The following is a 25,657-nucleotide window of genomic DNA, read 5'->3' as shown; positions in this document are numbered from 1 at the left end:
TGGCAGCATGAGCAGGCAACATCTCAAGAACCCCACGCCGGAATCCACGGTCCTCTCGGGAACGCCGCCGGAAGGCGGTCCGCCATCGGAGGGGCGACAGCCACCGGGACGGCAGCCCCGGGAGCGGCGTGCCACGAAAGAGCGGATGCAGCCAGGACAGGTGCAGGCAGAACATGTGCGGGGAGCGCGCTCCCGGGCCGCACAGCCGCCTGGCAGCGAACGGTCGGTTCGGGAAATCGGACACCGCGATGCTCCGGTCCCCAACGACAAACCCGGCGCACGGTCGCCCGGGGCTTGGCTTCCCGCCGAGTCCGCGGAGACCCTGCTGGTGACGGGTTTCGACTTCCTCCGGGGTGAGGTTGAGAGGATAGTGGCCGCTGCCGGCGGCCAGCTTCGGGTGGTAGCCGATGCCACGGAGGCGGCCCCTTTCTGGGATACCGCCGCGGTGGTGCTGGTCGGCAGCGATGTCCGCGAGCTGCCGCCTCGGCGCCGCGCCCCTGCAGTGCTGGTTGGCCTGAGCGGTGAAGGCGACAGCCTTTGGCACCTGGCCGCAGCGCTCGGAGCCGAGCGCGTGGCTGTGCTCCCCGACGCCGCCGCCTGGCTGGCCGAATATTTGAGCCGTTCGCGGTCTCCGGAGGCCGGGGGCCTGGTTCTGGGGGTGACCGGCGGGTGCGGCGGCGCCGGTGCCACGACGGCAGCCATCTGGCTTGCCCAGGCCGCCGCCGGGTGGGGTGCCAGGGTGCTGCTGATCGACGGCGATCCGTGGGGCGGGGGCTTGGAGCTGGCGCTGGCCGCGGAGGAATCGCCCGGCCTCCGCTGGACCGACCTCTCTGACGCGAGCGGAAGCATAGATCCTGAACAGCTGTCCGACGCGCTGCCGGTGGCAGGGGGATTCTCGTTTCTCTCGTGGCCCGGCAGCCGTGAGCGTCAGGCCGCGGTGGATGCTGCGACAGTGGGCGGCGTGCTGGACGCCGCCCGGCGTGGCTATGAGCTGGTCCTGGTCGATATCGGCCGCGGAACCGAGCCGCTGCGGGCCTTCGCCTGGGATTGCGACCGGATCCTGGTGGTGGCGCCCGCGCAGCTGAAGGCCGCAGTGTCTTCCGCACGGCTGCTGCAGGAGCTTCCGCCGGTGGACACAGCGTTGGTGATCAGGGGCAAGGCAGGAGCAGTCCTGGACGGGCCGCTCATTGCCGAATCCGTAGGGCTGCCCCTGCATGGACTCGTTCCGGAAGTCCGGGGCACGGCTGGCGCTACCGAACTCGGCCGGCTGCTGGAAATGGGCCGGCGCCGCACGGTGCGCCGCTTCGCTGCCTCCGTCCTCGAGCTGCTGGGCGGGGAGCTTCCATGAGCACGCCTCCGCCGCGGACTGGCTTCTCCCGGCTGTCAGGCCCGGCCGGGGACGTGCGACGACGGCAGAACCGCGTGCTGGACGCCGGTCTGCTGGAATCCGTCAGGGAGTCGGTCATGGCCGACTCCGGACCGGTAACCCCGTCCCGCGTAGCCGCCGCCGTCCAGGCCACCGGCAAATTGCTGGGAACAGCAGGGTCGCTGGCCGCCGTCGAGCGGATCAGCGCCGAGCTCAACGGCCTGGGGCCGCTACAAATGCTGACCCGGGATCCGTTAGTCACGGACATCTTCGTCAACGCCCCGGACTCTGTCTGGCTGGACCGGGGCAACGGCCTGGAGCAGGCGCCGGTGTCATTCTCGGGTGAAAGCGAGGTCCGTGCCTTGGCGTCCAGGTTGGTGGCTGCCGGCGGCCGCCGCCTTGATGACGGGTCCCCTGCGTGGATGTCAGGCTCGACGCCGGCTACCGCATCCATGCCGTCCTGCCGCCAATCTCGACGGCCGGAACCTTGTTGAGCGTCCGAGTCCGCAGGCACGAGGTCTTCACGCTCGACGAGCTCAGGGAGAGCGGCATGTTTGGCAGCCTGGTCCAGGCCTTGCTGGAACGCGTGGTCACGCGGCGGCTGAGCTTCCTGATCAGCGGGGCCACGGGCTCGGGGAAGACAACGCTCCTGTCTACGCTCCTGGGGCTTAGCCACCCCGGCGAACGGCTGGTCCTGATTGAGGATGCCTCCGAACTGAACCCTGTCCATCCGCACGTGGTGTCGCTTGAATCCAGGCACGGAAACCTCGAAGGCGGTGGTGGCGTTGACCTGGGCGAACTGGTGCGCCAGGCCCTCCGGATGCGGCCTGACAGGCTGGTGGTGGGGGAGTGCCGCGGAGCCGAAGTGCGTGAACTGCTGACAGCCATGAATACCGGGCACACCGGCGGCGGTGGCACCATCCACGCGAATACGGCCGCGGCCGTTCCGGCGAGGCTGACGGCGTTGGGTGCCCTCGCAGGAATGGGCCAGGACGCCATGCGGTTGCAGGTCGCCAGTGCCTTGGACGTCGTGGTCCATGTCGAACGGTCCCGTCTTGGGCGGCACATTGCCTGCATCGGCGTTGTGGAGGACGGCGTCCACGGCCTGGAGGTCACCGTGGCCGTGGCAGTGAACGCGGGCACCGTAACCTTCGGGCCGGCGTGGCAGGGGCTGGCGCGCAGGCTTGGCCTGGACGCCAACGATGTCCCGGGCGGCGGTGTCCCGGACGGCGGGGCGCCTGAGGCAAGCCGATGATAATCCTGCTGGTCAGCACCCTGACGGTTGCTGCCTGGCTTGTGGCCCGGCCTCCCGGCGGCCGCTCGGGGAGGATCCGGAAGGCCCTCAGCGGTGCCCATCCCGATTCCTCCGGGAGTGGTCGCGACAGCAGGGCCCGCGGGTGGCGGAAAGCCGGGATCTGGCTCGCCAACGGGCGTGCACTCTCGCGCCACCGCTCCGCAGAGGTGCCCATGACGGTGGTTGTCCAGCAACTTGCTGCGCTGCTGAAGGGAGGCCGGACTCCGTCGCGGCTGTGGGATGAACTATGGCTCGTATATGCCCAGGAGGAGCAGACCGCCACAACCGAGGGCGGTCCCCGCCTTAGTCCGGCGTCCCGGTCCATGTTGTCTGTGGCCCGGGCGGCGGCGACCAGAGGGTCTCCTGTTGCCGGTGCCATCCGGGCAGCGTCAGGAAGCGCCTTCACCGGAAACCATAACCGGGAACGGAGGATATGGGGCGAGCTTGCCGCCTGTTTCGAGATCGTGGAGGCCAGCGGATGTCCGTTGGCAGACGTCCTGACCCGCTTCGCAGCTCAGCTCGAGGTGGAGGACGACGCCGAAGCCGCCAGGCAGACCGCGCTGGCAGGTCCGAAGGCGACCGTCACGCTGCTGACGTGGCTGCCGCTATTGGGCCTCGGTTTGGGCATGGCCCTTGGCGTGGACCCTCTCTCCGTCCTGCTTGGCACGCCCCTGGGGACGGCTGCGCTCGCAGCCGGTGTGGTCCTGACAGTGGCCGGACGGATCTGGTCCGCCAGGCTCGTCCGTTACGCGATTGGAAAGCCATGACGCCGGATGGGCTGCCGTCCCTGGTGGTCACACTTGCGCTCGCGGCTGCGGTGACGCTGGTTTTGGCGGGCGGCGGCAGGACGCGCAGGAGACTCCTCCGGCATCGTCGGGCACGTCTCGGGGCCGGAAACCGGGGTGGCGACGGGACGGCAGAAGCGCCGGAAACGCCGGATCAGGGCGGCCTGCGGGATACCGCCATGATGCTGGAACTGATCGGCGCCATGCTTGACGCAGGTTCGGGGATCGGCCGGGCACTGGAGCTCGTTGCTGACTCGGCCTCCGCCGAATACCACCAGTCGCTGCGGCCGGTTGTCTCGGCCCTGGCCATCGGGGCGGACTGGGAAACGGCCTGGCGCAGCTCCGAGGCCCGGACACCCGAGCTGCTGGTCCTGCGGCAGGCGCTGGGTTTCGCTGCCCTGACAGGGGCTCCGTCGTCAGCCATCCTTTACGCCCAGGCCGCAAGACTCCGCCGGGAGCGGTTCCGCGCCGCAGAAAAGCGGGCGGCCGCGCTTGGCGTGAGGCTTGTGGTCCCGTTGGGCCTGTGCTCGCTGCCCGCCTTTGTCTGTCTCGGTGTGGTGCCCGTATTGCTCGCGATGCTGCCGTCCGTAACCTGACCCTGGGCCCCTCGTAGGTGCGCCGCGTCCCAGTGCTCCTCCACAGCCGTTGCCCGACCGGCTTTTCCACTTAGCCGAACTTTTCCCTTACCGGCCTTCACTGGAGCCGGGAGAGTCGATTCAGCCGGCAACTCCGCCGGAAACCAACGAAAGGAACCACCATGTCAACCACTTCAGATATCCCCCAGCATGCACACCAGGACCCCTCCGGTGCGGCCGCCCAAGCAGACGCCAAAGTCCGGGAAATCTATCCCGGAGCCAGTTATGCGGCGCCGGTTTCGGCCCGGACGCGACTTCGACTCCTGGGATCCGAGGCGGGAATGGCCACCGCGGAATACGCCATCGCCACACTCGCTGCGGTGGGCTTCGCCGGCATTCTGGTGTTTATCCTTCGCAGCGACGAAGTCCGGGGCTTCTTGCTGAACCTGATCCGGACGGCATTGGCGTTGCCATGACGCCGGGGGTGCGCGGCAGGGCGCCTATTGCGCCTGGGCTCCGTGGTTCGGGGAAGGACCGCGGAGCTGTCACTGCCGAATTCGCTGTGGCACTGCCGGCCGTGATCCTCCTTCTTGCCCTTCTGCTGGCCGGCGCCGCGGCAGGGATCACGCAGTTGCGGCTTGAGGAAGCGGCGCGGGCCGGAGCGCGGGCTCTTGCCCGCGGGGAGGACGCCGGAGCCGTGGATGGCATAGTCCGGCACCTTGCCGGTGCGTCTGCGTCGTCGTCGGTTGCTGCTGACGGCGAATGGTTGAGCGTTACGGTCTCGGGCAGGGTGTCCGGTCCGGTCGGAACGATGGTGCCTTGGACGCTGTCCGCCCGGGCACTGGCTCGCGGCGAAACGGCCGAATCTGCGGGCATCCGTCCTGCGGCGCCGCAGTCTTTCCCGCCTGTGCTGCCACTTCAGGAGCGCCCCTTGAAGGCCACGGCGTCATGACCCCGCAGGGGAATCCAAGGCAGGGGAATCCAACGCTCGGGAATCCGATGCAGGGGAAACCGACGTCCGGTGGTCCAGCGAACACTCCAGCCCGGCCTGAACAGAGACAAGGACCTCCAAAACAGGTAAACCCGGGGCAGGATCCTCCAAAACAGGTGGATCCGGGGCGTTCCTCCGAGCGTGGGTCAGGAACGGTCCTTGCCGCCGGGCTGGGGTTGGTGGTGATGATGGCCATTGCCCTGCTGCTCTTACTTGCCCAGTCCGCCGTGATGGCTTCCAGGGCCGCATCGGCCGCCGATCTGGCGGCCTTGGCCGCCGCCGATGCGCTGCGCGGGATCAGCCCGGGTGTGCCGTGCACCGTTGCGGCAGAGGTTGCCGGGCGGCAGGAGGCGAACATAACGGGCTGCACAGAAGGAGGTGGCGAAACGGTGGAGGTCCGGACGGAGCTTGTGTCACGAAGCATGTTCGGGGCGGCCACTGGCCACGCGAGGGCAGGCCCGCCGCCGTGACCGCCGGAGGCCTGGCCCGTGCGGCACCCGGCGGCGGGAGAAGCGCAACCCTGCGGTTCTTGCCGGCGTCGGGTGCCGGCGTCGGGTGCCACACGTCGGGTGTGCCGCGCCACAACGGGCGGCACGTGGCCGCGCCACAACGGGCGGCACGTGGCCGCGCCACAACGGGCGGCACGGGCCAACGGGCGGCACTTGCTGCGCCACAGCCGGGTCGGCCGTGGTGGGGGAGCCACCTGAAGGAAGCCGTAAGGAAGCCGTAGGGAAATCGGCCGGGAGACGATCGGTTCAGAAGGGGGCTGCGTGCTCTTCCGAGTGCGTCGCGTGCCCTGTCTGGGCAGGCTGGGAAGCTCCAGGCCCTTCGGTCGCATCCTTCAGCAGTACGTCTATGAGGGTGATTGCTGCTGCCTTGTCCAGCGGGTTGTTCTTGTTCCCGCATTTGGGGGACTGCACGCAGGAGGGGCACCCTGCCTCGCACTCACAGGCCGCAATGGCATCACGGGTCGCGGAGAGCCACACCCTGGCCTTGTCGAAGCCGCGTTCGGCAAATCCGGCGCCGCCGGGGTGCCCGTCGTACACAAAGATCGTGGGGACTCCGGTGTCGGCGTGAATCGCTGTGGATACCCCTCCGATGTCCCAGCGGTCACTGGACGCAACCAGCGGGAGCAGCCCGATGGCCGCGTGCTCGGCCGCATGAAGTGCCCCGGGGAACTGGGCTTCGATCAGCCCTGCCCCGGTCAGTGAACGGTTGTCCACCACAAACCAGACAGCCTTCGTGAACAGGTCCCTGGCACCGAGTTCCAGCGGTTCCTCGCCCAGAATCTCATTCGAAATCAGCGCCTTGCGCTGGAAGGAGACCACCTGTGTTGTCACTTTCACATCCCCGAAGTGCACGGCGACGTCGCCCCACTGAGCGGTCCGCAGTGTCCCCAGGACTTCGATCTGGGTCACGTCCCGGGCTGTGGTGTAGTAGTCGGGGTTGGCGCGGCGCACCATCACGCAATGGTCCCCTCGTTCAGGTCTTCCACTACATAGCTGTCGCCCTGATGCACGTACACGGCACCAGTGTGGGCCTGGTAATGCGTTTGCGGGGAGTCCATCGTGCCGAGCAGGGAGCCTGTCTCTGCATCGACGATGCTCACCGGGCCGCCGCCGTCAGCCCTCAGGTTCACCATGGCGGCCGCGCTCTGCGGATGGGTCCAGAACCAGCCGGCCGGGCGTTTGCGCAGGTAGCCCTGGGTCACGAGCTGGTCCAACAGCTTCTCCGCCGTGGGTCCGAACAGTTCAAGCTCCGCGTAGCCCAGCGGCAGTTCAGCCGCGGCGGCGCACAGGTGTGGGCCCAGCACATACGGATTGGAGGGATCGAAAACCGTCGCTTCCACGGATACGTCAAAGATGGCTTCCGGGTGATTCACCAGGTAGGTGTCCAGCGGATCGTCGCTTGCCACAAAAGCGGCGATGGCGTCCTGTCCCGCGCGCCCCGCCCGGCCAATCTGCTGGAAGAGGGAAGCCCTGGTGCCGGGCCAGCCGGCAACCAGCACGGCGTCAAGCCCGGAGATGTCGATGCCGAGTTCGAGTGCCGATGTGCTGGAGACGCCCAGGAGTTCCCCTGATCTCAGGGCCTTCTCAAGGGCCCGCCGCTCCTCGGGCAGGTAACCGGAACGGTAGGCGGCCACCCGCTGAGGAAGGCTGGGATCCACCTCGTCCAGGAGCCGCTTGGTGATGGCGGAGATGGTCTCCGCCCCGCGCCGTGACTTGATGAACGCGATGGTCCGGATGCGGGAGGAGACCAGATTGGCCAGCAGGTCCGCAGTTTCGGCAACGGCAGTCCTGCGTTCCTTCGCCCCGTTCTCTCCTCGCAGCTCGGTGAGAGCCGGTTCCCAGAACGCCACGGTGGTGGCTCCGTGCGGCGAGGAATCCTCGGACACTGCCCGGACCGGAGCCCCGATGAGCCGGCCGAAGGATGTGCCCGGCTCGGACGCCGTTGCGGAGGCGGCGATGAACACCGGGCCAGGTTGGGAGGCATTGCCGCTGTAGTATGCGCAGATGCGCCGCAGCCGACGCATCAGGTTGGCCACATGGGAGCCGAAGACACCGCGGTAACTGTGGGCCTCGTCCACAATGACGTACTTGAGCCGCCGGAAGAAGCTGGCCCACCAGGCATGGTTGGGCAGGATGCCGAAGTGCAACATGTCGGGGTTGGCCAGGATCACGTTGGCGTGGTCCCGGATCCAGCGCCGCGACGCCGGGTCCGTGTCGCCGTCGTACGTTTCAGCCCTGACGGTCGGGAGCTTGAGCGAGCGGATAGCGGCGAGCTGATCGGCCGCCAGGGCCTTGGTGGGCGAGAGATACAGGGCAACAGCGCCGTCGTCGTGGATCTTTCCCGGTTCGGACAGCACCCGGAGCTCCGAGCGGTGGATCGCGTCCAGCGCGGGCAGCTGGTAGGCCAGGGACTTCCCGGAGGCCGTCCCGGTGGCGATCACCACGTGCTCCCCGCCGTGGGCCAGGTCCGCGGCCTGGATCTGGTGACGGTACGGCTCATGGATGCCCAGGGAACCGTAGGCCTTGATGAGATCGGGGTGGGTCCATTCCGGCCACGGGGCGTTCACGGCCTGGCGGGCAGGAATCGTACGCACATGACGCAGCTGTTCCGGGTCCGGGCCACGGCCCAGCAGGGGGATCAGGGAGTCATGGGGGTTCACTTCAATATTGTTTCATCCGTGCTCAAATCGCCCGGTATCAACGGTGCTGGAATCAACAATGCCGTCGGTGAAGCAGGGTCAGCCGGTGAGGCAAGGTCAGCCGGTGAGGCAAGGTCAGCCGACGGAAAGGTCAGCCCCTTCGTCCGAGGCGGACAGCATCAGCACATGGCACAACGTGGTCCAGCCCAGGTGCGAGTACAGCTTCTGTCCGTCCAGGGACGCCAGGAGCAGGCCGTTTTCCACGTCATGCTCGAAGGCCTGCGCCGCCAGGGCCTTCATGATGAAGCTTCCCAGCCCCCGCCGCTGATAGGCCGGTTCGGTGACGATCTTGTCGAACACAGCCGTGTGTCCCACCACAAAAACACGACCGCTCGCAGCGACGGATTCGCCGGAGTGCACCACGGCATGGTGCACTCCATTCGAGTAGGAGGTGGCAAGTTTCAAATCATCGTCGGAGAGCCAGGGATCCTCGGAATCCTGGGTTTCCATATCCACGATCATCATGGTCTGTGACGCGGAAGTGGCATTGAGGCCGTGCTGCTGTGCCAGGTGCTTGTAACGGGCTACGTCATTGGTGAGGACGGTCAGGATCCTGGCCGGGGCTTCGGCGGTCTTTGCCGCGAGTTCCGCGAACTCGGCCTCGGAGGGATCGTGGGCGAAGTACTCCCATTCCTTGGTGGTGTCCGCGCGCAATGCCGCCGGGAAGCGGCCTTCCACTCGCGTCTCGTAGCCTCGGCAACCGGCCCATCCGGTCACCCAGATTTCCACGAGGCGAGTGATATCTTCAACCATGGCGTCTGGGCTCATGTGATGAGAGTATTCCAGCCCCGCCGTCAGCAACAGGGGTGTGGTCCGGGAATGAGGCTTGCTTACTGAATTGTGACCGGAGCCGTCGGTAGAGGCTAAGTCCCCGTTTCGGCCGCTTTCAGGCAGCCAGTACCCTTAAATACGTGGCTCTGAACAGAATTGTGCTCTTTTACGGTTTTACCCCCATCGCCGACCCCGACGCCGTGCGCCTCTGGCAGCGTGCCCTGTGCGAGAAGCTGGGCCTGACCGGACGCATCCTCCTGTCCAGGGACGGGATCAACGCAACGGTGGGCGGCGAGCTCAATGCCGTCAAGCAGTACGTAAAGACCACCCGTGAATACAAGGGCTTCCACGGCATCGACGTCAAGTGGTCCGACGGTGGCGCGGCAGACTTCCCGAGGCTGAGCGTCAAGGTGCGCGATGAGATCGTTTCCTTTGGCGCTCCGGGCGAACTCAAGGTGGACACCAACGGAGTGGTGGGCGGCGGCACGCACCTCAAACCCGAAGAGCTCCACCAGTTGGTGGACGACAAGAAACAGAGCGGCGAGGACGTGGTCTTCTTCGACGGCCGCAACGCTTTCGAAGCGCAGATCGGGAAGTTCAAGGACGCCATCGTCCCGGACGTTGCCACTACTCACGACTTCATCAAGGAACTTGAATCCGGCAAATACGACGCCCTCAAGGACAAGCCGGTAGTCACCTACTGCACCGGCGGCATCCGCTGCGAAGTGCTCTCCAGCCTGATGGTGAACCGCGGTTTCAAAGAGGTGTACCAGCTCGACGGCGGGATCGTCCGCTACGGCGAAACGTTCAAGGACCAGGGCCTCTGGGAAGGCTCCCTCTACGTCTTCGACAAGCGCATGCACCTCGAATTCAGCGAGGACGCCAAGACCATCGGCGAATGCGTGCGCTGTTCGGCACCGACCAGCAAGTTCGAGAACTGTTCGGACCCGAGCTGCCGCACACTCACGCTCTACTGCATGGACTGCGCCTCGAGCCCTGAAACCCTCCGCTGCCCGGAAGGCTGCGCGGCCTAGTCCGGGATCACGGAGTTCAGATCCTGCTCACCCGGTAGGCGAAGTTCGCGGCCGACTGCGCAGCCACTTCCACGCTGAGCACCGAGTCCTCGGACACATGGATGACGTTCACCCGTGACGTTCCGCAGCGCAGGCTGAGGTCCACCAGCGCAAATTCGCCGTCACGTATCGTGAAGGTCACCCGCCCCGGACTCTTGCAGGCCAGCGTCAGGGAATAGGTCCCGCTGGGCAACTGACCAGTGCTTTCCTTCCGGGTGGCGCCGGCCACCACCAGGCCATATCCCGTGTGGAAGACCTGGCCCTCCGTCTCCGGGAGGACCTGTTGGACCCAGGCATCAAGTTCGGGCCCGGAGACCGGCAGGTCCCGTCGGGGGTCCTGCGGCAGCGCAGCATCCGTGACAGGCGGCGCCGTCGCACTGGGCAGCGGCCCGCGGCCGTCGTCATACACGTACTCGCAGCCGCTCAGTACAGCCCCGACGCCAAGCACAATGGAAAGCACGACGGCGGCCCCCGCGGCCGCCGCGGCCGCCTGCCGCGGCACCTGTGGTGCCTGCACGGTGTGCATACTCTGACTTTAGGCCCGCGGTCACCGCCAAACCAGAGCCCAACGCGGCCAGGGTCCCTGCCCGCGGTCAGTCGGATTGGGGGGCGGAACCGGTCAGTGGGGGCCAGGGGAAAGGCTTGCCGCTTCGTAGACGCGCACCACGCCAGTGGCCGCCTTCTGGTAGCCCTCCCCGGCAGCCACCAGGCTCACGCTCACGGGACCAGGCTGGAGCTCTATGTCGTGGCTGAGCACTCCGGCGCACGAGGTGGGGAGATCCAGCAGGGCGTTGCCGGGGCCGGAGCTGACCGTAAGCTTTGCTCCGGGCGCGCCGATGCATCCGGCTGTGACCGTGTACGTGGCGGTATCGGTCAGCTGCGTGCTGAACCCCAACCCGCCTTCACCGTTGCCCTGGCCGTTGATACTGCCCGCAGCCCCGCCAGCACCGATGGGGACGTCCGCCATCAATATTTCGATGGCAGCCATGTTACGGTCCTGCTCAGCCACAAGTTCGGGATCCACGGAGGCCATTGGGACAGGATGCGTGACTTTGCTGTTGCCGGCGCCGGATGGCGAGGGCCTGGCGTCGTCCGCGTATTCACACCCGGCCAGCCCGGCCGCGAGCAGGCAAAGAACCGGAACAACTGCGGCGACGCTAGCAATCCGCTTCCCCCAAAGAGCTGACATGCCCCTGAGCATACGCAGCATGGCCAGCGGTGCAAGTCACAGCTAGCTTCCGGCCGCAAGGTGGTAGGCGTAAATGAGCGGGGCGTCCACGCTGGACGTGCTGATATTTAGGGGCCCGGCGGCGGGTACCGTGATTTTTGTCCGCTCTCGGCTGCCGTTGCAGGCAGCGCCGGCTTCGGCAATCTTGGTGCTGCCCGAGGTGACGGTGAAGAAGGCCTTGCCCCCGCCGTCGCAGGTCATGGTCAGCGTGTAGCCTCCGGCCGGAACGCTGGCCGCCTCCTTGACGAGCGGCTCGCGGTTGAGGATCTTGCCGGCGTCCTCCAGCACGATTCCGCTGGCTGTGGGCAGGGCGGTTGCCTTCCACGATGGGACGTCGGCGTTCTCGATGGACACGGCCGACGAACAGCCCGACGCCGCCACAACGAGACAGGTGCCGACAGCCGCCGTACTGATAATGCGCCTCAGCGCAGGCAGCTGGTGCGGCCCGAAAGAACGTAGAAACATGCCTCCAACTTACCTGCTGGAGCTGGACGGTCCGGACCGGCCTAGCCGGCGGTCAGCTCCTGCACCACCCCCTGATGGAGGGCGACATACACGCGGTCCCTCAGCAGGTTGGCCTGAGCATCGGTCAGCGTGCGGTCAAGCGGTTGGAGTACCAGCCGGAGCAGGACGTTCACGTCTCCCGGCGCCATGCGAAGGCGGTCGACGGCGGCGCGAGGCAGCTCGGACGCCGGTGTCACCGCCCGGATGTCCAAGGCTGCCAGGACCTCGGCGTCCGCCCCGAGGGCACCGCGGGCAAGGTCGCCGAGCACTTCGGCGTCCGCATCGGCCGGATCCCTCAGCACCAGGGAGAGGTCCCGGCGGATGGCAGGCATGAGTGAAACGGGCCGGTACGGCGCCAGGTCCTGCTGCTGGGACTGCACCTCCGGGTTCCGGGAGCGGAGCAACCGGATATCGTCCATTCCCTTGCGCAGCATCAGCGCCCTGTCCAGCCCCATGCCCAAGGCAAGGCCGGCCCACCGCCGCGGATCAAGCCCCGATCCCCGAAGGACCGGCGCCGCCACCAGGCCGCACTCGGCAAGTTCCAGCCATTCACGCGTGCCGTCCGGCAGCGTGACCAGGACATCCAGCTGCCTGCCTGCCGCCGTGTAGCTGTGGGTGGCGGGTGTGGCCCGCCACTGGACACCGGGATGCTCCGCCGCGGGCAGCACTGCCTCCACCACGGCAGCCATCATCGACTGTAGATCGGCAGGGCCCAGCAGCCCCCGTGACTTGATGCGCCACAGATCAAGCTGGTGCGGAGCGCCGACATGGGTGCGGTCAACCGCGTCCCGGCGGTAGACCAGCCCTGGAAGCACGTGCAGCCTGTCGTAGCGGCCCAGCTCGCTGCGGAGTTGGTCCAGCAGGGCCGGGATTCCGGCCGAGGTGTGGCTGCGCAGCATCACCGTGGGACTGACGTGGCGCGAATACCGCGAGTCCCGGGTGACGTCGTCGGGCGAATAGCCCAGCCGGTCATAGTTGTCCGCGGTGGCCACCAGCGGGCTTAGCCGGTGCATCTCGGACGGGACGTTCCAGAGCTGTTCCAGCGCCGAGATCACATCCGCCAGCAGCCGCTGCATGGCGTGGGCTCCGGAGGCGGGGTCCGTGAGGTCGCGGAGGGCCAAGGCGGAATTGAGTTCGGTGAGGGAGAGATAGTAGTTCGTCATTGCGGGTCCTTTGATTGCAGCGTCGTCAAGGGAGAAATCACCCTCAGTCGCTGCGCCGGACGGACCCCGGCGGCTGGAATTATGCGCGCAACAAGAAGCCCGTGCGGCCGGAAAGCGGCCGAGGGCTGATAAATCGCTGCTGCAAATGCATAGGATCATGGTGCACTGGCCGGCCCGGATCCGCAACCGGCGCCGCTGCATCGGTCGTCCGCGGTGCGGGGTCCAGTTACTTGGGGCCCGGCTTACACGAGCTCATCCAGGCGGCTCCAGAACGCTGCCCGGAGGGCCTTGCGGATGTCCTGGAGGTCCGTCTTTGCCTCGCCGATCTTCGCGGCGCAGTCCTTGATCAGCACGCGGTCGATGTTCGGCGGGAGCAACGGGCGTTCCGCGAGGAGCTCGGCGAGTTCGCGTTGCGTGACGCTGCCGTGCCAGTTATCCGCCAGGCTGATGGCCACGGCTTCGGCGCTCTCCACCAGATCGAACCACGGGCTCTGGGCCGCGGCGCCGCCGGTCTCCGTGGAATACACCGGTTCGCGGCGCACGGCGGCGGCAGGCAACGGCCGCGTATCCGGAAACACGCGCCGCGGGCCGGGGGTAGGCACGGGCCTGCCGGGCGAACCTGCCGGCCCGGCAACAGCAGGGTCGCCGAAAGCTCCGGCGGACACAGCATCGGGAGCACCGGCCGGGGTACGGGCCCCCGCTGCGGTGCCTGCCGGCTTAGTCCCGGCGGCTCCCGGAACTGGAATGACGCCCGGCCCCGGAACGGGCCCCGCGCCGGGCGAACCCGCGCCGTTTCCGGAAACGCCGCCCGCCGCCGGCGCAGCGGAGTACGCGGCGATCTCCGTCACTGGCGCCGACTTCGCGAAGCAGCGGTCAAGGAGGGTCTGTGGCAGGGTTGCGATGTCGTCCACCTGCAGCGCAAGATGCTCCGCCACTGCCGTGACGCCCAGTCGGTGGCCCTGGTTCTCGATCCCCAGCAGCACCACCTTCATGCCAAGGTCCTGGGCCGCCTCCACGGCTTCAGCAAGGTCATCATCGCCGGACAGCAGGTAGGCGACGTCTGCTGAACGGTTCCGCGCGACGCCCACAAGGTCCAGGCCGAGCTTGAGGTCCACGCCCTTTTGCTCGCCGTTGTAGGACATCCGCCCCAGCCGCACCTTGACCCCCGGAAGCAGGCCGATCCGTTTGTGTTCGTCGCTGAACAGGCCGTCCTTGGCGGCGTCGTACCAGTACATGCGAAGCAGGTCCCGGCTGTCGCGCTCGCTCACGAAGCCCTGGATGCCGTCCACCAGGCTCTTGTACTGGACGGAGAACGCCGAGCGCAGCGAGTTCCCCGTGACCCGCAGCCCGCCTGTGGCCAGAAGGAAACCTGCGTCGACGAAGATCACACTTTTGCGGCTCATGGTCAGAAGCTTAGGTGGTGCTGCCGACATTCCGGCCGTAGGCAAGCCGCGGCAGCGGGGTCCAAACGGGTCAGGACGGAACAATAGACTTGCACCGTGACTGAAACAGCGATGCACTTCACCGCCGGCAACACCTCCGACGCCCCGCGCAGCGACCTGCCGGAGCTACTTTCCACGCTTGCCGCCGACCTGCGCGGCGTGGGGTACACCGTGGACGGAGTGGCCGCTCTGCTCGGCGGGTCCGCCTATGCGGCCCTCAGCCGGGATCAGCTGATCCCGGCCCTGATTGTCACCGAAGCCGCCGCAAAAGGTGCGCCAGACTCGGCCGCGCTTGCCGCCGTCGTGCGCCTCTGGCTGTTGGCGGTACCGCAGGACACTGACGCGCTCGACGCCGCCCTCCCGGGGATCCGCACGGAGGGCCTCCTGACGCTGGGGCTCGTTGAGCCGGCCGCGGCGGGATCCGGCGCTGGAACTGTCCGCGCGAAGGCGGATCTGCGGCCGTACGGCTGGGAGGCCTCCGCGGGGGACGACACGGCCGGCGGCACGGAACTGTGGGTGGCCAGCGACCTCGCCGCCCATCAGCAGACCGGCGTGCTTCGCCATGACCATGTGCTGGGCATTGGCCAGGCGTCCACAACCCTCGTCCAAACCACCGTCCGCCGGCACGTGGCGAAAGCCCTGGACCTCGGCACCGGGTGCGGCATCCAGACCTTCCATCTGCTGCAGCATGCCGAGCACGTGACAGCCACGGACATTTCGGCCCGGGCGCTGGCCTTTACCCGCTTCAACCTGCTGCTGAACGCCGAGGCCCTTCGGATCGACCCGGCCGATCCGGACGAGCGGGTGACCCTGCGGCTGGGTTCGCTGCTGGAACCGGTGGCCGGTGAAGCCTTCGACCTGGTGGTGTCCAACCCGCCGTTTGTCATCACGCCCCGGAGCCTGGGGGAGGGGGCCGCCGACCAGTTCACGTACCGCGACGGCGGCCTGCCCGGCGACGACATCGTCGCTTCGCTGGTCAGGGCCCTGCCGTCCGTCCTTGCCCCGGCCGGAACAGCCCAGCTATTGGGCAACTGGGAGGTCGCGGCAGGGGCGGCGTGGTCGGAAAGGCCGCAAAGCTGGGCCGGTCCGGAGGTGGACGCGTGGTTCATCCAGCGCGAGCAGGTGGGGCCGGAGCAATACGCCGAAACGTGGCTGCAGGATGCTTCCGAGGGCCGCGACCGCCAGCATTACCAGGACGCCTACGCCGCCTACCTGGACGACTTTGCCTCACGAGACGTGGAGGGGATCGGTTTCGGCATGATCTACCTGCGCCGCCCCGCCGACGGTGCCCGGCCGGTCCTGGCACGCTTCGAAGTGATCACCTACCCCATCGAGCAGCCTGTCGGCCCGCACCTGGGCGCGGCTGTGGAGCGGGGCGACTGGCTCGAGGCCAACGATCTTGCCGCCGGGCACTTGCTGGTGGCCGAGGACGTCACCGAGGAACGGCACCAGCGCCCGGGGGCTGAACACCCCGGCGTGATCCTGCTGCGCCAGGGCGCCGGACTCCGCCGCACCAACCTGCTCAGCACCGAGCTCGCCGGTTTCGTGTCAGCGTGCGACGGCGACCTGTCCGTCGGGCAGATCATCGGCGCCCTTGAAGCGCTACTGGGCGGAGGCGACGGGTTCGACGGCGGGACGTTCCGGGACGGTCTTCTGGCGGAGGTGCGGAACCTGGTCCGCGACGGATTCCTGCTGCCTGCCTGAACCGCTGGCTGCAGCGCCCGTGGCGGCTGAACCGGCAGCGCCCGGTGCAACGGCTGGCGCGGCTGCCACTGCGGCGCGCCGCGAATCCGCTTCCGGCGCGGCCGTGTCCGGCGCGGGCAGCGAATCCGCTTCCGGCCCCGGGGCTGGTGCCCGGCAGCTTCCGGCCAGGCAGCCTCCTGTGCGGCAGCCAGGTCTGATGAACGGAAACGCCAGAGCACAGTGATCGCGATGGCGAGGGAAACGCCCGCGCCTGTTCCCCCGATGAGCAGGAAGCCGGCCCGCACGGGCAGCAGCGCGCCCAGGAGACCGCCCAGCGCCAGCGCGGCAACCGAGACGGCCCGCGTCAGGCCCCCGATCATGGACATCGCCTGCCCGCGTCCTGCCTCCGGCATCCGGAGGATCACGATCGCGCCGAAGCAGGCGTTCAGGACGCCGCAGGACACCCCCATGGCCGTGTAGGCCACGAACATGATCTCTACTGTTGGTACCAGCCCGATGACGGCAAGCACCGCCGACGTCAGGGCCATGGCCCCCAACAGGGCGCGCAGCCGGACGCGCGGCGTCTGGATGAGCGCCGCGAGGGCGGCCCCTGCAGCCATCCCGACGGCGAATGAGGCAACGAGCAGGCCGTACTCGGTTTCGGTGGCGCCCATCTCGCCCCGCACCAGGAACACCTCAAGGACGTTGGTGGCTTCGCCGACCGCAATGAAGAACAGGGCCCCGAGTACGAGCGCCCACACCAGGCTGTCCCTTCGGATGAGCCGGAACCCGTCCATCAGCGCAGGCAGCTGCCTGCCGGCACGTTCCGCCGCGGTGCCCCTTCGCGTCCGGATCAGCATGGCGCCAACGCCCATGGCGACATAGCAGGCGCTGGCCACAGTAAACACCAGGGCCGAACCGCCCCAGCCGCTCAGCACCCCGCCCGCCGCCGGACCTGCCATCCCCGCGATCATGATGGTTGCCTGCATCGTGCCGACGGCCCGCGGTGTCCGCTCCTCGCCGACAATCCGCGGCAGCAGTGCCTGCCACGTGGGGGCGGCAACGGCCTGGCAGGCATCCAGCACGAACGTCAGCGCAAAAAGCAAGGGAATATGGTTGTCCAGGTATTGGATGCCCAGGCCCATGCCGGCCACGGCCGCGGCGCTGACGGCGGAGGCCGCCGTCGCCAGTGTCCGGGAGTCCCTCGTGTCCGCCAGCCTGCCCGCCCACGGGGCCAGGACAACCAACGGAAGGGCCGAACACAGCAGGTAGGCAGCCACCAGCCACGGACCGGGGACCGGGATGCCACCGGCGGCTGTTGCTGCCTGGAGATGCAGCAGAACGCAGACCACGACGGCGCCCATGCCGGCGGCAGCCATGAAGCGGGCGCTGCTCGCCCACACGAAATCCCGGTTCCGCCAGAGCGGTGAATCCAGGTGTATTAAGGCAGGCGATGGCCCTGCGGTCTCCCCCATGTCCGTGAAAGTACTCCCTCGCCGAATGGAATGTCAAGCGTTTCTTTCAGAGTTGCCAGCTGGTCGATAGACTGGAGGCGTGAATGCAAAAACTCCGGAAACGGAGCCGGCGCCGGAAGAGGGCGCCACGCGCAGGGCAAGGCCGGAGAAAAAGGTGGAAATCACCGACCCCAAGGCCATCCGCGCGCTCGCCCACGGCGCCCGGCTGGAAGTGATTTCGGAGCTGTATTCCACGCAGGTCAGCAGGACTGCCACCGAGCTTGCCGCCCAAACAGGGCTGACACCCAGCGCCATGAGCTACCACCTGCGGGCCCTGCAGAAGTGGGGCATCGTGGAACCCGCGGCCACGGCCGGGGACGCACGCGAGCGCAGGTGGCGGGCCGCCGGGACGGACTTCACCATCAATTCCGGCGGCGGGGTGGCCAGTCCCGAGTTCGCCGTGCTGGACCTGGAACTGGACGCCTTCCGTCGTCGGGTCAATGCGTACGCGAAAGTCCGGGATGAACGGCTTAAGAAAGGAGAGCCGGCCGAAGCGTCCTCAGTGGTGGCGCTCTCCACCAGCCTGCTCTATCTGACCTCGGAGCAACGCTCCGAGCTGACCGCGAAGGTCTTTGGCCTGTTGCGGGAATACGAACTCGAGGACCCGGACCACGTCCCGGAAGGCGCCGAACGGATGGCCACAATGTGGTCCATGGTTCCTGACGACCGTAAGTGATGCCCGGCACCCGTTTTCCACATGAATGCGCATCATCCTGCAAAATATGGTGAACTAGGCGAGTATGGGCTCATCTGCCCGAGCCAACCTTTTTCTGTAGGAGCACCGTGCCAAGCAAGGCCAAAACCGGCAAAAAACTCGTGATCGTAGAGTCTCCGGCCAAGAGCAAGACCATCGCCAAGTACCTGGGCGAGGGTTTCATCGTGGAGGCCTCCATCGGTCACATCCGTGATTTGCCGCAGCCTTCGGAGCTCCCTGCCGAACTCAAGAAGACCTCCATCGGCAAGTTCGCCGTCGACATCGAAAACGACTTCAAGCCGTACTACGTGGTGTCCCCGGACAAGAAGAAAAAGGTTGCCGAACTCAAGGCCCAGCTCAAAGACGCTGATGCTCTTTATCTCGCAACCGATGGGGACCGCGAGGGCGAGGCCATCGCGTGGCACCTGCTTGAAGTGCTGAAGCCCAAGGTTCCCGTCTACCGGATGACGTTCGGCGAAATCACCAAGGAAGCCATCCAGCGCGCCATGGGCAACCTGCGCGATGTCGACCAGGACCTCGTGGACGCGCAGGAAACCCGCCGCGTGCTGGACCGCCTGTACGGCTACGAAATTTCCCCCGTGCTGTGGCGCAAGGTGGCCCGCGGCCTGTCCGCCGGCCGCGTCCAGTCCGTGGTCACACGCATGGTGGTGGACCGTGAACGGGAGCGCATGGCGTTCAAGTCGGCGTCCTACTGGGACCTCACCGGCCAGTTCGGGGCCGGTTCCGGGGCTGCTTCTTCGTTCAAGGCGAAGCTCGCTGCCGTCGACGGCGCCAAGGTGGCCAGCGGCCGTGACTTCAACGACGACGGCGAACTCACCTCGCGCAATGTGGCGCACCTGAATGAGGAACTCGCAACGTCCCTGGCGTCGGGGCTGCAGGACGCGGAGTTCCGCGTCCGCTCCGTCGACACCAAGCCGTACACGCGCCGTCCGGCCGCGCCGTTCACCACCTCCACGCTGCAGCAGGAAGCCGGCCGCAAGCTGCGGTTCTCCTCCAAGAGCACCATGCAGGTGGCCCAGCGCCTCTACGAAAACGGCTACATCACGTATATGCGTACGGACTCGTCCGCGCTGAGCGACGAAGCCGTGACGGCCGCACGCCGCCAGGCCGCTGAACTGTACGGCCCGGAGTACGTGCCCCGGTCGCCCCGGGTGTACACCAGCAAGGCAGCCAACGCGCAGGAAGCCCACGAGGCCATCCGCCCCGCAGGTGACTCCTTCCGCACCCCGGCGCAGGTGGCCAAACAGCTCTCCGGCGACGAATTCCGGCTCTACGAGCTCATCTGGAAGCGCACTGTCGCCTCCCAGATGGGCGACGCCAAGGGCTCCACGGCCACCATCCGCCTCGGCGCGGTGGCAACAGACGGCCGCGATGCGGAGTTCTCGGCCTCGGGCACCGTCATCACCTTCCCGGGCTTCCTCGCTGCCTATGAGGAAGGCAAGGACGAAAGCCGGGGGGATGACGACTCCGAGGAAGCACGGCGCCTGCCGAACGTGGCCAAGGGCGATTCCCTCACCGCGGCGGACATCATCGCCGTGGGCCACGAGACCTCGCCGCCGCCGCGCTACACGGAAGCCTCCTTGACGGCCGAGCTGGAAAAGAAGGGCATCGGGCGCCCGTCAACATATGCTTCCACCATCTCCACCATCCAGGACCGCGGTTACGTTCGTAAGCAGGGCTCCGCACTGGTCCCCAGCTGGATCGCATTCTCGGTGATCCGGCTGCTCGAGCAGCACTTCCATGACTATGTCGACTACGAGTTCACGGCGGACATGGAAGGTGACCTGGACAAGATCGCCAACGGCCAGGCCGCGGGCGCTGCCTGGCTCAAGCACTTCTATTACGGCGAAGATGCCGATCCCGGCCTGTTGAGCATCGTCAATAACCTCGGCGAGATTGACGCCCGGGAGATCAACTCGGTGCCCATTGCCGAGGGCATCACGCTCCGTGTCGGCAAGTTCGGACCCTACCTCGAAAGCTCCGTCCCCACGGTGGACCCGAAGACCGGCGAAGTGGTCGAGTCCGCCCGGGCCAACGTCCCCGAGGACCTGGCCCCGGATGAGCTGACCGCCGCCAAGGCCAGGGAGCTGATGGAAACCGCTGCTCCCGAAGAGCGCGTTCTTGGCGACGACCCGCACACGGGCCACACCGTTGTGGCCAAGAACGGCCGCTACGGCGCCTACGTCACGGAGATCATTCCGGAGATGACCGAGGAGCAGCTGGCCAACCAGCCGGTGGAGTACTACAAGAACGGCAAGCCCAAACCGCCGAAGAAGCCCGTCAAGGCCAAACCGCGCACCGGCTCGCTTTTCGCGTCCATGGCCGTTGACACCATCACCCTGGACGAGGCGCTGCAGCTCATGAGCCTTCCGCGGGTCCTGGGCCAGGATGCCGAGGGGAACCCGATCACGGTGCAGAACGGCCGCTTTGGCCCGTACCTGAAAAAGGGCACGGACTCGCGTTCCATCGGCTCCGAAGAGGAAATCTTCACCATCACGCTGGAGCAGGCGCTGGAGATTTACTCGCAGCCCAAGCAGCGCGGTGCACGTGCCTCCGTTCCGCCGCTGGCGGAGTTCGGCCCGGACCCCGTGTCGGAGAAGAACATCGTGGTGAAGGAAGGCCGCTTCGGCCCGTACATCACCGACGGCATCACCAACATCACCGTTCCGCGTGCCACGTCCCTTGAGGAACTGACCCGCGAGCAGGCCATCGAGCTCCTGGCGGAGAAGCGTGCCAAGGGTCCGGCCAAGCGTCCCGCCACCGCCCGCAAGGCCCCGGCGAAGAAGAAAGCCGTCGCCAAGAAGTAGGGAGGCCCGGATGGGAGAAATCCTCGGCGTGCTCGCTCGTTCGCCCCACCGTCTCCCTTGCCTCGCAAGCTCGGCCAGGGAACCCGGACGGTGTGGGCCCACGCTTGACGTCTTGCTGCCGGATTCCTCCCATCCGGCAGGCGGCCGGTGATAGGAATTGCGCCCCGCCCCGCAACGTGATCGAGTAGACGCATGATTGAACAGCCTGCACCCGCGGAAATCCAGCCCCTGAACGACCTCGAAGAGAAGCTCGCCACTGGTGACCACCCGGATGCCAACCCGGTGGACGTCATCCTGTCCTTCCTCAACAACGAGGTCTACATCATCAGCTCCGATGCCCTGGAAGGTGAAGACGCGCAGGTTGAGCCCCTGGTGCTGTCCAACTCCGAGGGTAAGCCCGTGCTGGCAGTGTTTTCCCACCCGAGCCGCGTGGACCAGCAGTTTCTCGACGCCGCCCCGAACGTGCTGGGAACCCAGGGCGCCGCCATCATCGGCAACCTCGGCGATGAGCTGGGCATGGTGATCAACCCTGGCAGCGCCTTCGGCTTCGAGATCGATCCCGAGGGTGTGGCCAACATCCGGCGCGACTTCAAACGGGCCGACCAGCCGTCCGAGGATTCAGACGGCGCGAGCGGCGAGTAGCCCGTACCGTAATCCCGTCTTGGAGCAGCAAGCCGCCGACGCAGTTGCGCCGGCGGCTTGCTATCGGTGAATAATGGCAGAATGCGTCTAGGCGTCCTCGACATCGGGTCCAACACCGTTCACCTGCTCCTGGTTGACGCGCATCCTGGCGCGCGGCCCGTGCCGTTCGCGTCGCACAAGCGTCCGCTCTCACTCGTCCAGTTCCTCGACTCCGAGGGAAATATCAACGACGCCGGCCAGCACGAACTCATCGAATTCGTCCTCGAAGCGTGGGAATTTGCCGCCAAACACAAGGCGCAGGATCTTCTGGCGTTCTGTACGTCAGCTATCCGCGAGGCCACCAACGGACCCGCGGTGCTGGCCCGGGTCAAGCATGAAACCACCGTCACCCTCCAGGAACTGACGGGCAGCGAAGAAGCATCCATGACATTCTTCGCCGTCCGGCGCTGGTACGGCTGGGGCGCGGGGCCCATCCTCAACCTGGACATCGGCGGCGGTTCCTTCGAAATGGCCCTGGGCCAGGATGAGCTGCCGGAACTGGCCACGTCCGTGCCGCTGGGAGCCAGCCGCCTCACCCGGGACTGGCTGCACGAGGATCCTCCCACCGCGAAGAGCGTCAAGGAACTCCGGCGCTACATCCGGGCTACCCTCAAACCTGCCGTCCGCAGCTTCGGCGAACTGGGCAGGGCCAACGTGGTGGCGGGAACGTCCAAGACCTTCCGCTCGCTGGCCCGGATCGCCGGGGCAGCGCCGAGCGCAGCCGGGCCGTACGTCAAGCGCGAACTGGGCGCCACTGATCTCGGTATCTGGGCGCAGCGGATTTCGGCTATGAAGACTGAGGACAGGCTGCACCTTCCCGGCGTTTCGGAGGCCCGCGCCAACCAGCTCCTCGCCGGAGCGCTCGTGGCTGAGGCGGCCCTTGAACTCTTCGAATTCAAGAAGGTCAAGATCTGCCCGTGGGCGCTCCGGGAAGGACTGATTCTCCGTCGGCTCGACCAGTTGATTTTCGAGGGGCCCCTGGAGCCGGCGTCCCACGTAGCGCTGCCACCGGTAACGGCGGCCCCCGATACCGCCAGCACCCCGAACGTTGCCACCGCAGCGGCCCCGGCCACCGCGGCCGGCGGGAGGGCCGGCTGAGATGAGCAACGGCGTCGAACTTTCCGCTGAAGAAGACCGCGTGATCCCCGTGGCGCTGTCCAGCGCCTCCGTCTACCCGCTGAGCGTCCACGACGCCTTCGCCGTGGCACAGGACCTTGGGTTTGACGGCGTGGAAGTGATGGTCACCAACAACGCCACCAGCCAGAGCCCGCACTCCCTCCTGGAGCTCAGCCACCGCTACCGGCAGCCGATCGTCTCCATCCACGCACCCACGCTGCTCCTGACGCAGAAGGTGTGGGGGGCGGCCTGGAACAAGATCGAGATGTCCTGCCGGATGGCCCGGGAAGTGGGCTGCGGCACCGTGGTTGTTCATCCGCCGTTCCGCTGGCAGAGCAACTACGCGGAGAATTTCCCCGCCGGCATCCGCCAGCTCGCCGACATGTACCAGGTGCGGATCGCCGTGGAAAACATGTACCCGTGGCGCGTTCGCGGCCGTGACACTGTCGCTTATCTGCCGCACTGGGACCCGTTGGGCCAGGATTACGACGACGTCACGTGGGACTTCTCGCATGCCGCCACTGCGGGGGCCAACAGTGTTGAGGCGATCAAGGCACTCGGAAGCAAACTCCGGCACATCCACCTGACCGACGGAACCGGCTCCGGAAAGGACGAACACCTGATCCCCGGGCACGGCAACCAGGGCTGCGCGGAGGCGCTGCAGCACCTGGCACGCAACGGATTCGACGGTGTGGTGGTGGCGGAGATCTCCACCCGAAGAGCCAAATTCGCCGGGGAACGCGAACAGTGGCTGAACGAAACCCTCACGTTCGCGCGCCAGCACCTGAGTCACCCGCTGGTGGCCGCCAGGGACGCGTAGGAAGGACTTTTCCGCGAAGTCGGGGAGATGTCGATACGGGCGGCGGCTGTTCGTATAGAAGGTGAGACGCCGGCACCGGGCCGGCCGAATCCTCAAGGAGGAAAACCAAATGTCACAGTACCTGCTCAGCATTTACCAGCCTGACGGTCCCGCTCCCTCCGCGGAGTTCCTGGAGCCGATCATGCGTGACCTGGACACCCTGAACCAGGAAATGAAGGCGGCCGGCGCCTGGGTGTTCGCCGCAGGGCTCCATCCCGCGGACACCGCCACAGTCTTGCGGCCGCAGGGCGGCGACGTGCTCATCACGGATGGTCCGTTCACCGAGGGCAAGGAGCACCTCGGCGGATTCACCATCATTGATGTCGATGACCTGGATGCCGCGCTGGACTGGGGCCGCAAACTGGCCAAGGCTGTCACCTTGCCCGTCGAAGTCCGCCCCTTCCAGCACTAGTCGTCCGGGCGGCTCCGGATGACCATGCCTGGTTCCCCAGCGGGGGCGGGTTCCACAGCGGGAGCCGGTTCAACGGCGGGGGCTGATTCGGCCGCCGCCGCTGCGTACGGTGCCACTGCGGACAGCGCAACTGCGGAAGCGGCGATCGCCCGCATCTTCCGACGGGAGTACGGCCGCGCTGTCGCCGTCCTGATCCGGGTATTCGGCAGCATCGACATCGCCGAGGACGCCGTCCAGGACGCCTTCGCAGCTGCCCTTGAGCGCTGGCCGTCCGCAGGAATTCCGCCCAGCCCGGCGGGGTGGATCATCACCGCAGCCCGGAACCGGGCCATTGACAGGCTCCGGCGGGACGCCGCCCGAGCCGACAAATATGCCCAGGCCGACCTTCTTCAATTCCGCACAGGGGAGTCTTCGGGCCTGGCGCCGGAAGACCTGCTGATGGACGAGCTCACCGAGGAGGCAGTGGTGCGTGATGACACCCTACGGCTGATTTTCACGTGTTGCCATCCGGCCCTTGGACCCGCAGCCCGCGTCGCCCTGACGCTCCGGTTGCTCGGCGGACTGACCACAGCCGAGATTGCCCGGGCCTTCATGGTTCCCGAAAAGACCATGGCCCAGCGCCTGGTCCGGGCCAAGGCAAAGATTCGGGATGCCCGGATTCCCTACAGGGTGCCCCACGGCGCCGAGCTCCCCGAGCGGCTTGCGGCCGTGCTCGCCGTCGTCTATTTGATCTTCAACGAGGGCTACAGCGCGAGTTCGGGGGAGGCACTGGTACGCGACGACCTCTGCGCAGAGGCCATCCGGCTGGGCCGGCTCCTTGTCGGGCTCATGCCGGATGAACCCGAAGCCCAGGGGCTGCTGGCCCTGATGCTGCTGATCGGGTCACGGCGCGCTGCCAGGATGACGTCCGACGGCGGCCTGGTGCTGCTGGCGGACCAGGACCGGCAGCTGTGGGACCGGGAGCTTATTGCCGAAGGCCAGTCGATTGTCCGCCGGTGCCTCCGGCGGAACCGGCCGGGACCGTACCAGCTTCAGGCCGCCATCAATGCGGTCCACAGTGACTCCCAGTCCGCCGAAGCAACGGACTGGGACCAGATCCTGCGGCTGTACGACCAGCTCCTCCTGGCCACGCCCGGCCCCGTGGTGGCACTCAACCGGGCTGTGTCCGTTGCCGAAGTGCAGGGCCCCGCCCAGGCCCTTGCGCTGGTGGACAAGCTGGAGCTTGCTGACTACGGGGTGTTCCATGCCGTGCGGGCCGACCTGCTCCGACGCCTGGGGCGGATCGGCGAAGCGGCGTCGGCCTACCGGGAAGCGCTGGCGTTGGCCGGAAATGCTGCCGAGCGGCGTTTCCTGGAGGGGCGCCTGCAGGAGTTGCCGGCGGGGGACTGAGTTCCGCGGGGACTTAGCCGGGCGGCTTGGCGGGCGCGGCTTAGCGGCGGGGACTTAAAAGGGAAAACGCCGGGCGGGTCA

21 protein-coding genes and 3 pseudogenes are annotated in these 25,657 nt (G+C 67.2%); 16 read left to right on the top strand and 8 right to left on the bottom strand.

The features are described 5' to 3' along the window. Positions 1-7: 7 nt before the first annotated feature. From ssd to FCN77_RS21290, 7 genes and pseudogenes are all read left to right on the top strand, one after another. Positions 8-1,348 carry a septum site-determining protein Ssd gene (gene ssd, locus FCN77_RS21320; protein WP_368074295.1) on the top strand — a complete coding sequence of 447 codons (1,341 nt, stop codon included), beginning with the start codon at positions 8-10 and terminating at the stop codon, positions 1,346-1,348. Then, positions 1,345-2,621 (top strand): annotated as a pseudogene (locus tag FCN77_RS21315) (TadA family conjugal transfer-associated ATPase). The gene ssd and the pseudogene FCN77_RS21315 overlap by 4 nt, the downstream one beginning before the upstream one ends. Beyond that, positions 2,618-3,427: a hypothetical protein gene (locus tag FCN77_RS21310; RefSeq protein WP_137323875.1), complete on the top strand. Its 810-nt coding sequence runs from the start codon at positions 2,618-2,620 to the stop codon at positions 3,425-3,427. Before FCN77_RS21315 ends, FCN77_RS21310 begins: the two are co-directional and overlap by 4 nt. Then, on the top strand, positions 3,424-4,041 hold the full coding sequence (locus FCN77_RS21305; protein WP_137323874.1) for a type II secretion system F family protein: 618 nt from the start codon (positions 3,424-3,426) through the stop codon (positions 4,039-4,041). Before FCN77_RS21310 ends, FCN77_RS21305 begins: the two co-directional genes overlap by 4 nt. A 161-nt stretch (positions 4,042-4,202) precedes the next feature. Then, positions 4,203-4,496, top strand: coding sequence for a DUF4244 domain-containing protein (locus tag FCN77_RS21300; RefSeq protein WP_137323873.1), 294 nt, complete (start codon positions 4,203-4,205; stop codon positions 4,494-4,496). Continuing rightward, positions 4,493-4,972 carry a TadE family type IV pilus minor pilin gene (locus tag FCN77_RS21295; protein WP_137323872.1) on the top strand — a complete coding sequence of 160 codons (480 nt, stop codon included), beginning with the start codon at positions 4,493-4,495 and terminating at the stop codon, positions 4,970-4,972. The genes FCN77_RS21300 and FCN77_RS21295 overlap by 4 nt, the downstream gene beginning before the upstream one ends. A gap of 155 nt (positions 4,973-5,127) precedes the next feature. Continuing rightward, a complete protein-coding gene (locus FCN77_RS21290; protein WP_254678678.1) occupies positions 5,128-5,481 on the top strand; it encodes an Rv3654c family TadE-like protein in 354 nt (117 codons plus the stop codon). A gap of 285 nt (positions 5,482-5,766) precedes the next feature. Here FCN77_RS21290 and FCN77_RS21285 read toward each other — a convergent pair. Further along, positions 5,767-8,180, bottom strand: a pseudogene (locus FCN77_RS21285) (DEAD/DEAH box helicase). 114 nt (positions 8,181-8,294) lie between these two features. Then, a complete protein-coding gene (locus FCN77_RS21280) occupies positions 8,295-8,987 on the bottom strand; it encodes a GNAT family N-acetyltransferase (protein ID WP_137323870.1) in 693 nt (230 codons plus the stop codon). Between the two features lie 143 nt (positions 8,988-9,130). Here FCN77_RS21280 and FCN77_RS21275 point away from each other — a divergent pair, with 143 nt between their 5' ends. Continuing rightward, positions 9,131-10,024 (top strand): rhodanese-related sulfurtransferase, encoded by an 894-nt coding sequence (locus tag FCN77_RS21275; protein WP_137323869.1) that lies wholly within the window; start codon positions 9,131-9,133, stop codon positions 10,022-10,024. A gap of 16 nt (positions 10,025-10,040) precedes the next feature. Here the strand turns inward: FCN77_RS21275 and FCN77_RS21270 are convergent, their stop codons facing one another. From FCN77_RS21270 to FCN77_RS21250, 5 genes are all read right to left on the bottom strand, one after another. Then, on the bottom strand, positions 10,041-10,589 hold the full coding sequence (locus FCN77_RS21270) for a hypothetical protein (RefSeq protein ID WP_254678677.1): 549 nt from the start codon (positions 10,587-10,589) through the stop codon (positions 10,041-10,043). A 93-nt stretch (positions 10,590-10,682) separates the two neighbouring features. After that, positions 10,683-11,252: a hypothetical protein gene (locus FCN77_RS21265; RefSeq protein ID WP_175417348.1), complete on the bottom strand. Its 570-nt coding sequence runs from the start codon at positions 11,250-11,252 to the stop codon at positions 10,683-10,685. A gap of 42 nt (positions 11,253-11,294) precedes the next feature. Then, positions 11,295-11,756 (bottom strand): hypothetical protein, encoded by a 462-nt coding sequence (locus tag FCN77_RS21260; protein WP_137323867.1) that lies wholly within the window; start codon positions 11,754-11,756, stop codon positions 11,295-11,297. Positions 11,757-11,797: 41 nt separating this feature from the next. Continuing rightward, positions 11,798-12,958, bottom strand: a complete 1,161-nt coding sequence (locus tag FCN77_RS21255; RefSeq protein WP_137323866.1) for a hypothetical protein — start codon at positions 12,956-12,958, stop codon at positions 11,798-11,800. A gap of 242 nt (positions 12,959-13,200) precedes the next feature. Further along, on the bottom strand, positions 13,201-14,361 hold the full coding sequence (locus tag FCN77_RS21250; RefSeq protein ID WP_254678676.1) for an NYN domain-containing protein: 1,161 nt from the start codon (positions 14,359-14,361) through the stop codon (positions 13,201-13,203). 111 nt (positions 14,362-14,472) lie between these two features. Here FCN77_RS21250 and FCN77_RS21245 point away from each other — a divergent pair, with 111 nt between their 5' ends. Beyond that, complete coding sequence (locus FCN77_RS21245) at positions 14,473-16,104, top strand: methyltransferase (RefSeq protein WP_137324900.1); 1,632 nt, start codon at positions 14,473-14,475, stop codon at positions 16,102-16,104. A gap of 221 nt (positions 16,105-16,325) precedes the next feature. Here the strand turns inward: FCN77_RS21245 and FCN77_RS21240 are convergent. After that, positions 16,326-17,447, bottom strand: a pseudogene (locus tag FCN77_RS21240) (MFS transporter); the annotation flags it as partial. A 190-nt stretch (positions 17,448-17,637) separates the two neighbouring features. Between FCN77_RS21240 and FCN77_RS21235 the strand changes: the two are divergent. The 7 genes from FCN77_RS21235 (at position 17,638) to FCN77_RS21205 (ending at position 25,576) form a co-directional block, all read left to right on the top strand. Further along, positions 17,638-18,273: a helix-turn-helix transcriptional regulator gene (locus FCN77_RS21235; protein WP_137323864.1), complete on the top strand. Its 636-nt coding sequence runs from the start codon at positions 17,638-17,640 to the stop codon at positions 18,271-18,273. Positions 18,274-18,380: 107 nt separating this feature from the next. Next, on the top strand, positions 18,381-21,119 hold the full coding sequence (gene topA / locus FCN77_RS21230; protein ID WP_137323863.1) for a type I DNA topoisomerase: 2,739 nt from the start codon (positions 18,381-18,383) through the stop codon (positions 21,117-21,119). 192 nt (positions 21,120-21,311) lie between these two features. Then, positions 21,312-21,761 (top strand): SseB family protein, encoded by a 450-nt coding sequence (locus tag FCN77_RS21225; protein WP_137323862.1) that lies wholly within the window; start codon positions 21,312-21,314, stop codon positions 21,759-21,761. Between the two features lie 81 nt (positions 21,762-21,842). Next, a complete protein-coding gene (locus FCN77_RS21220) occupies positions 21,843-22,898 on the top strand; it encodes a Ppx/GppA phosphatase family protein (protein WP_137323861.1) in 1,056 nt (351 codons plus the stop codon). Position 22,899: 1 nt separating this feature from the next. Continuing rightward, complete coding sequence (locus tag FCN77_RS21215; protein WP_137323860.1) at positions 22,900-23,736, top strand: sugar phosphate isomerase/epimerase; 837 nt, start codon at positions 22,900-22,902, stop codon at positions 23,734-23,736. 109 nt (positions 23,737-23,845) lie between these two features. Beyond that, positions 23,846-24,187 carry a YciI family protein gene (locus FCN77_RS21210; protein ID WP_137323859.1) on the top strand — a complete coding sequence of 114 codons (342 nt, stop codon included), beginning with the start codon at positions 23,846-23,848 and terminating at the stop codon, positions 24,185-24,187. Positions 24,188-24,211: 24 nt separating this feature from the next. After that, complete coding sequence (locus FCN77_RS21205; RefSeq protein WP_137323858.1) at positions 24,212-25,576, top strand: RNA polymerase sigma factor; 1,365 nt, start codon at positions 24,212-24,214, stop codon at positions 25,574-25,576. Positions 25,577-25,657 lie beyond the last annotated feature (81 nt).

The sequence above is a fragment of the Arthrobacter sp. 24S4-2 genome (assembly GCF_005280255.1).
Lineage (GTDB): Bacteria > Actinomycetota > Actinomycetes > Actinomycetales > Micrococcaceae > Arthrobacter.
Note: the sequence above shows the minus strand (reverse complement) of the source record. Positions and strands in the feature narration are given on the sequence as shown.

Coding starts and splice junctions, on each gene's coding strand:
- FCN77_RS21205 (WP_137323858.1), top strand. CDS start 24,212: ATGCCTGGTTCCCCAGCGGGGGCGGGTTCCACAGCGGGAGCCGGTTCA.
- FCN77_RS21255 (WP_137323866.1), bottom strand. CDS start 12,958: ATGACGAACTACTATCTCTCCCTCACCGAACTCAATTCCGCCTTGGCC.
- FCN77_RS21310 (WP_137323875.1), top strand. CDS start 2,618: ATGATAATCCTGCTGGTCAGCACCCTGACGGTTGCTGCCTGGCTTGTG.
- FCN77_RS21260 (WP_137323867.1), bottom strand. CDS start 11,756: ATGTTTCTACGTTCTTTCGGGCCGCACCAGCTGCCTGCGCTGAGGCGC.
- FCN77_RS21265 (WP_175417348.1), bottom strand. CDS start 11,252: ATGTCAGCTCTTTGGGGGAAGCGGATTGCTAGCGTCGCCGCAGTTGTT.
- FCN77_RS21280 (WP_137323870.1), bottom strand. CDS start 8,987: ATGAGCCCAGACGCCATGGTTGAAGATATCACTCGCCTCGTGGAAATC.
- FCN77_RS21225 (WP_137323862.1), top strand. CDS start 21,312: ATGATTGAACAGCCTGCACCCGCGGAAATCCAGCCCCTGAACGACCTC.
- FCN77_RS21250 (WP_254678676.1), bottom strand. CDS start 14,361: ATGAGCCGCAAAAGTGTGATCTTCGTCGACGCAGGTTTCCTTCTGGCC.
- ssd (WP_368074295.1), top strand. CDS start 8: ATGAGCAGGCAACATCTCAAGAACCCCACGCCGGAATCCACGGTCCTC.
- FCN77_RS21210 (WP_137323859.1), top strand. CDS start 23,846: ATGTCACAGTACCTGCTCAGCATTTACCAGCCTGACGGTCCCGCTCCC.
- FCN77_RS21270 (WP_254678677.1), bottom strand. CDS start 10,589: ATGCACACCGTGCAGGCACCACAGGTGCCGCGGCAGGCGGCCGCGGCG.
- FCN77_RS21220 (WP_137323861.1), top strand. CDS start 21,843: ATGCGTCTAGGCGTCCTCGACATCGGGTCCAACACCGTTCACCTGCTC.
- FCN77_RS21305 (WP_137323874.1), top strand. CDS start 3,424: ATGACGCCGGATGGGCTGCCGTCCCTGGTGGTCACACTTGCGCTCGCG.
- FCN77_RS21295 (WP_137323872.1), top strand. CDS start 4,493: ATGACGCCGGGGGTGCGCGGCAGGGCGCCTATTGCGCCTGGGCTCCGT.
- FCN77_RS21245 (WP_137324900.1), top strand. CDS start 14,473: ATGCACTTCACCGCCGGCAACACCTCCGACGCCCCGCGCAGCGACCTG.
- FCN77_RS21300 (WP_137323873.1), top strand. CDS start 4,203: ATGTCAACCACTTCAGATATCCCCCAGCATGCACACCAGGACCCCTCC.
- FCN77_RS21215 (WP_137323860.1), top strand. CDS start 22,900: ATGAGCAACGGCGTCGAACTTTCCGCTGAAGAAGACCGCGTGATCCCC.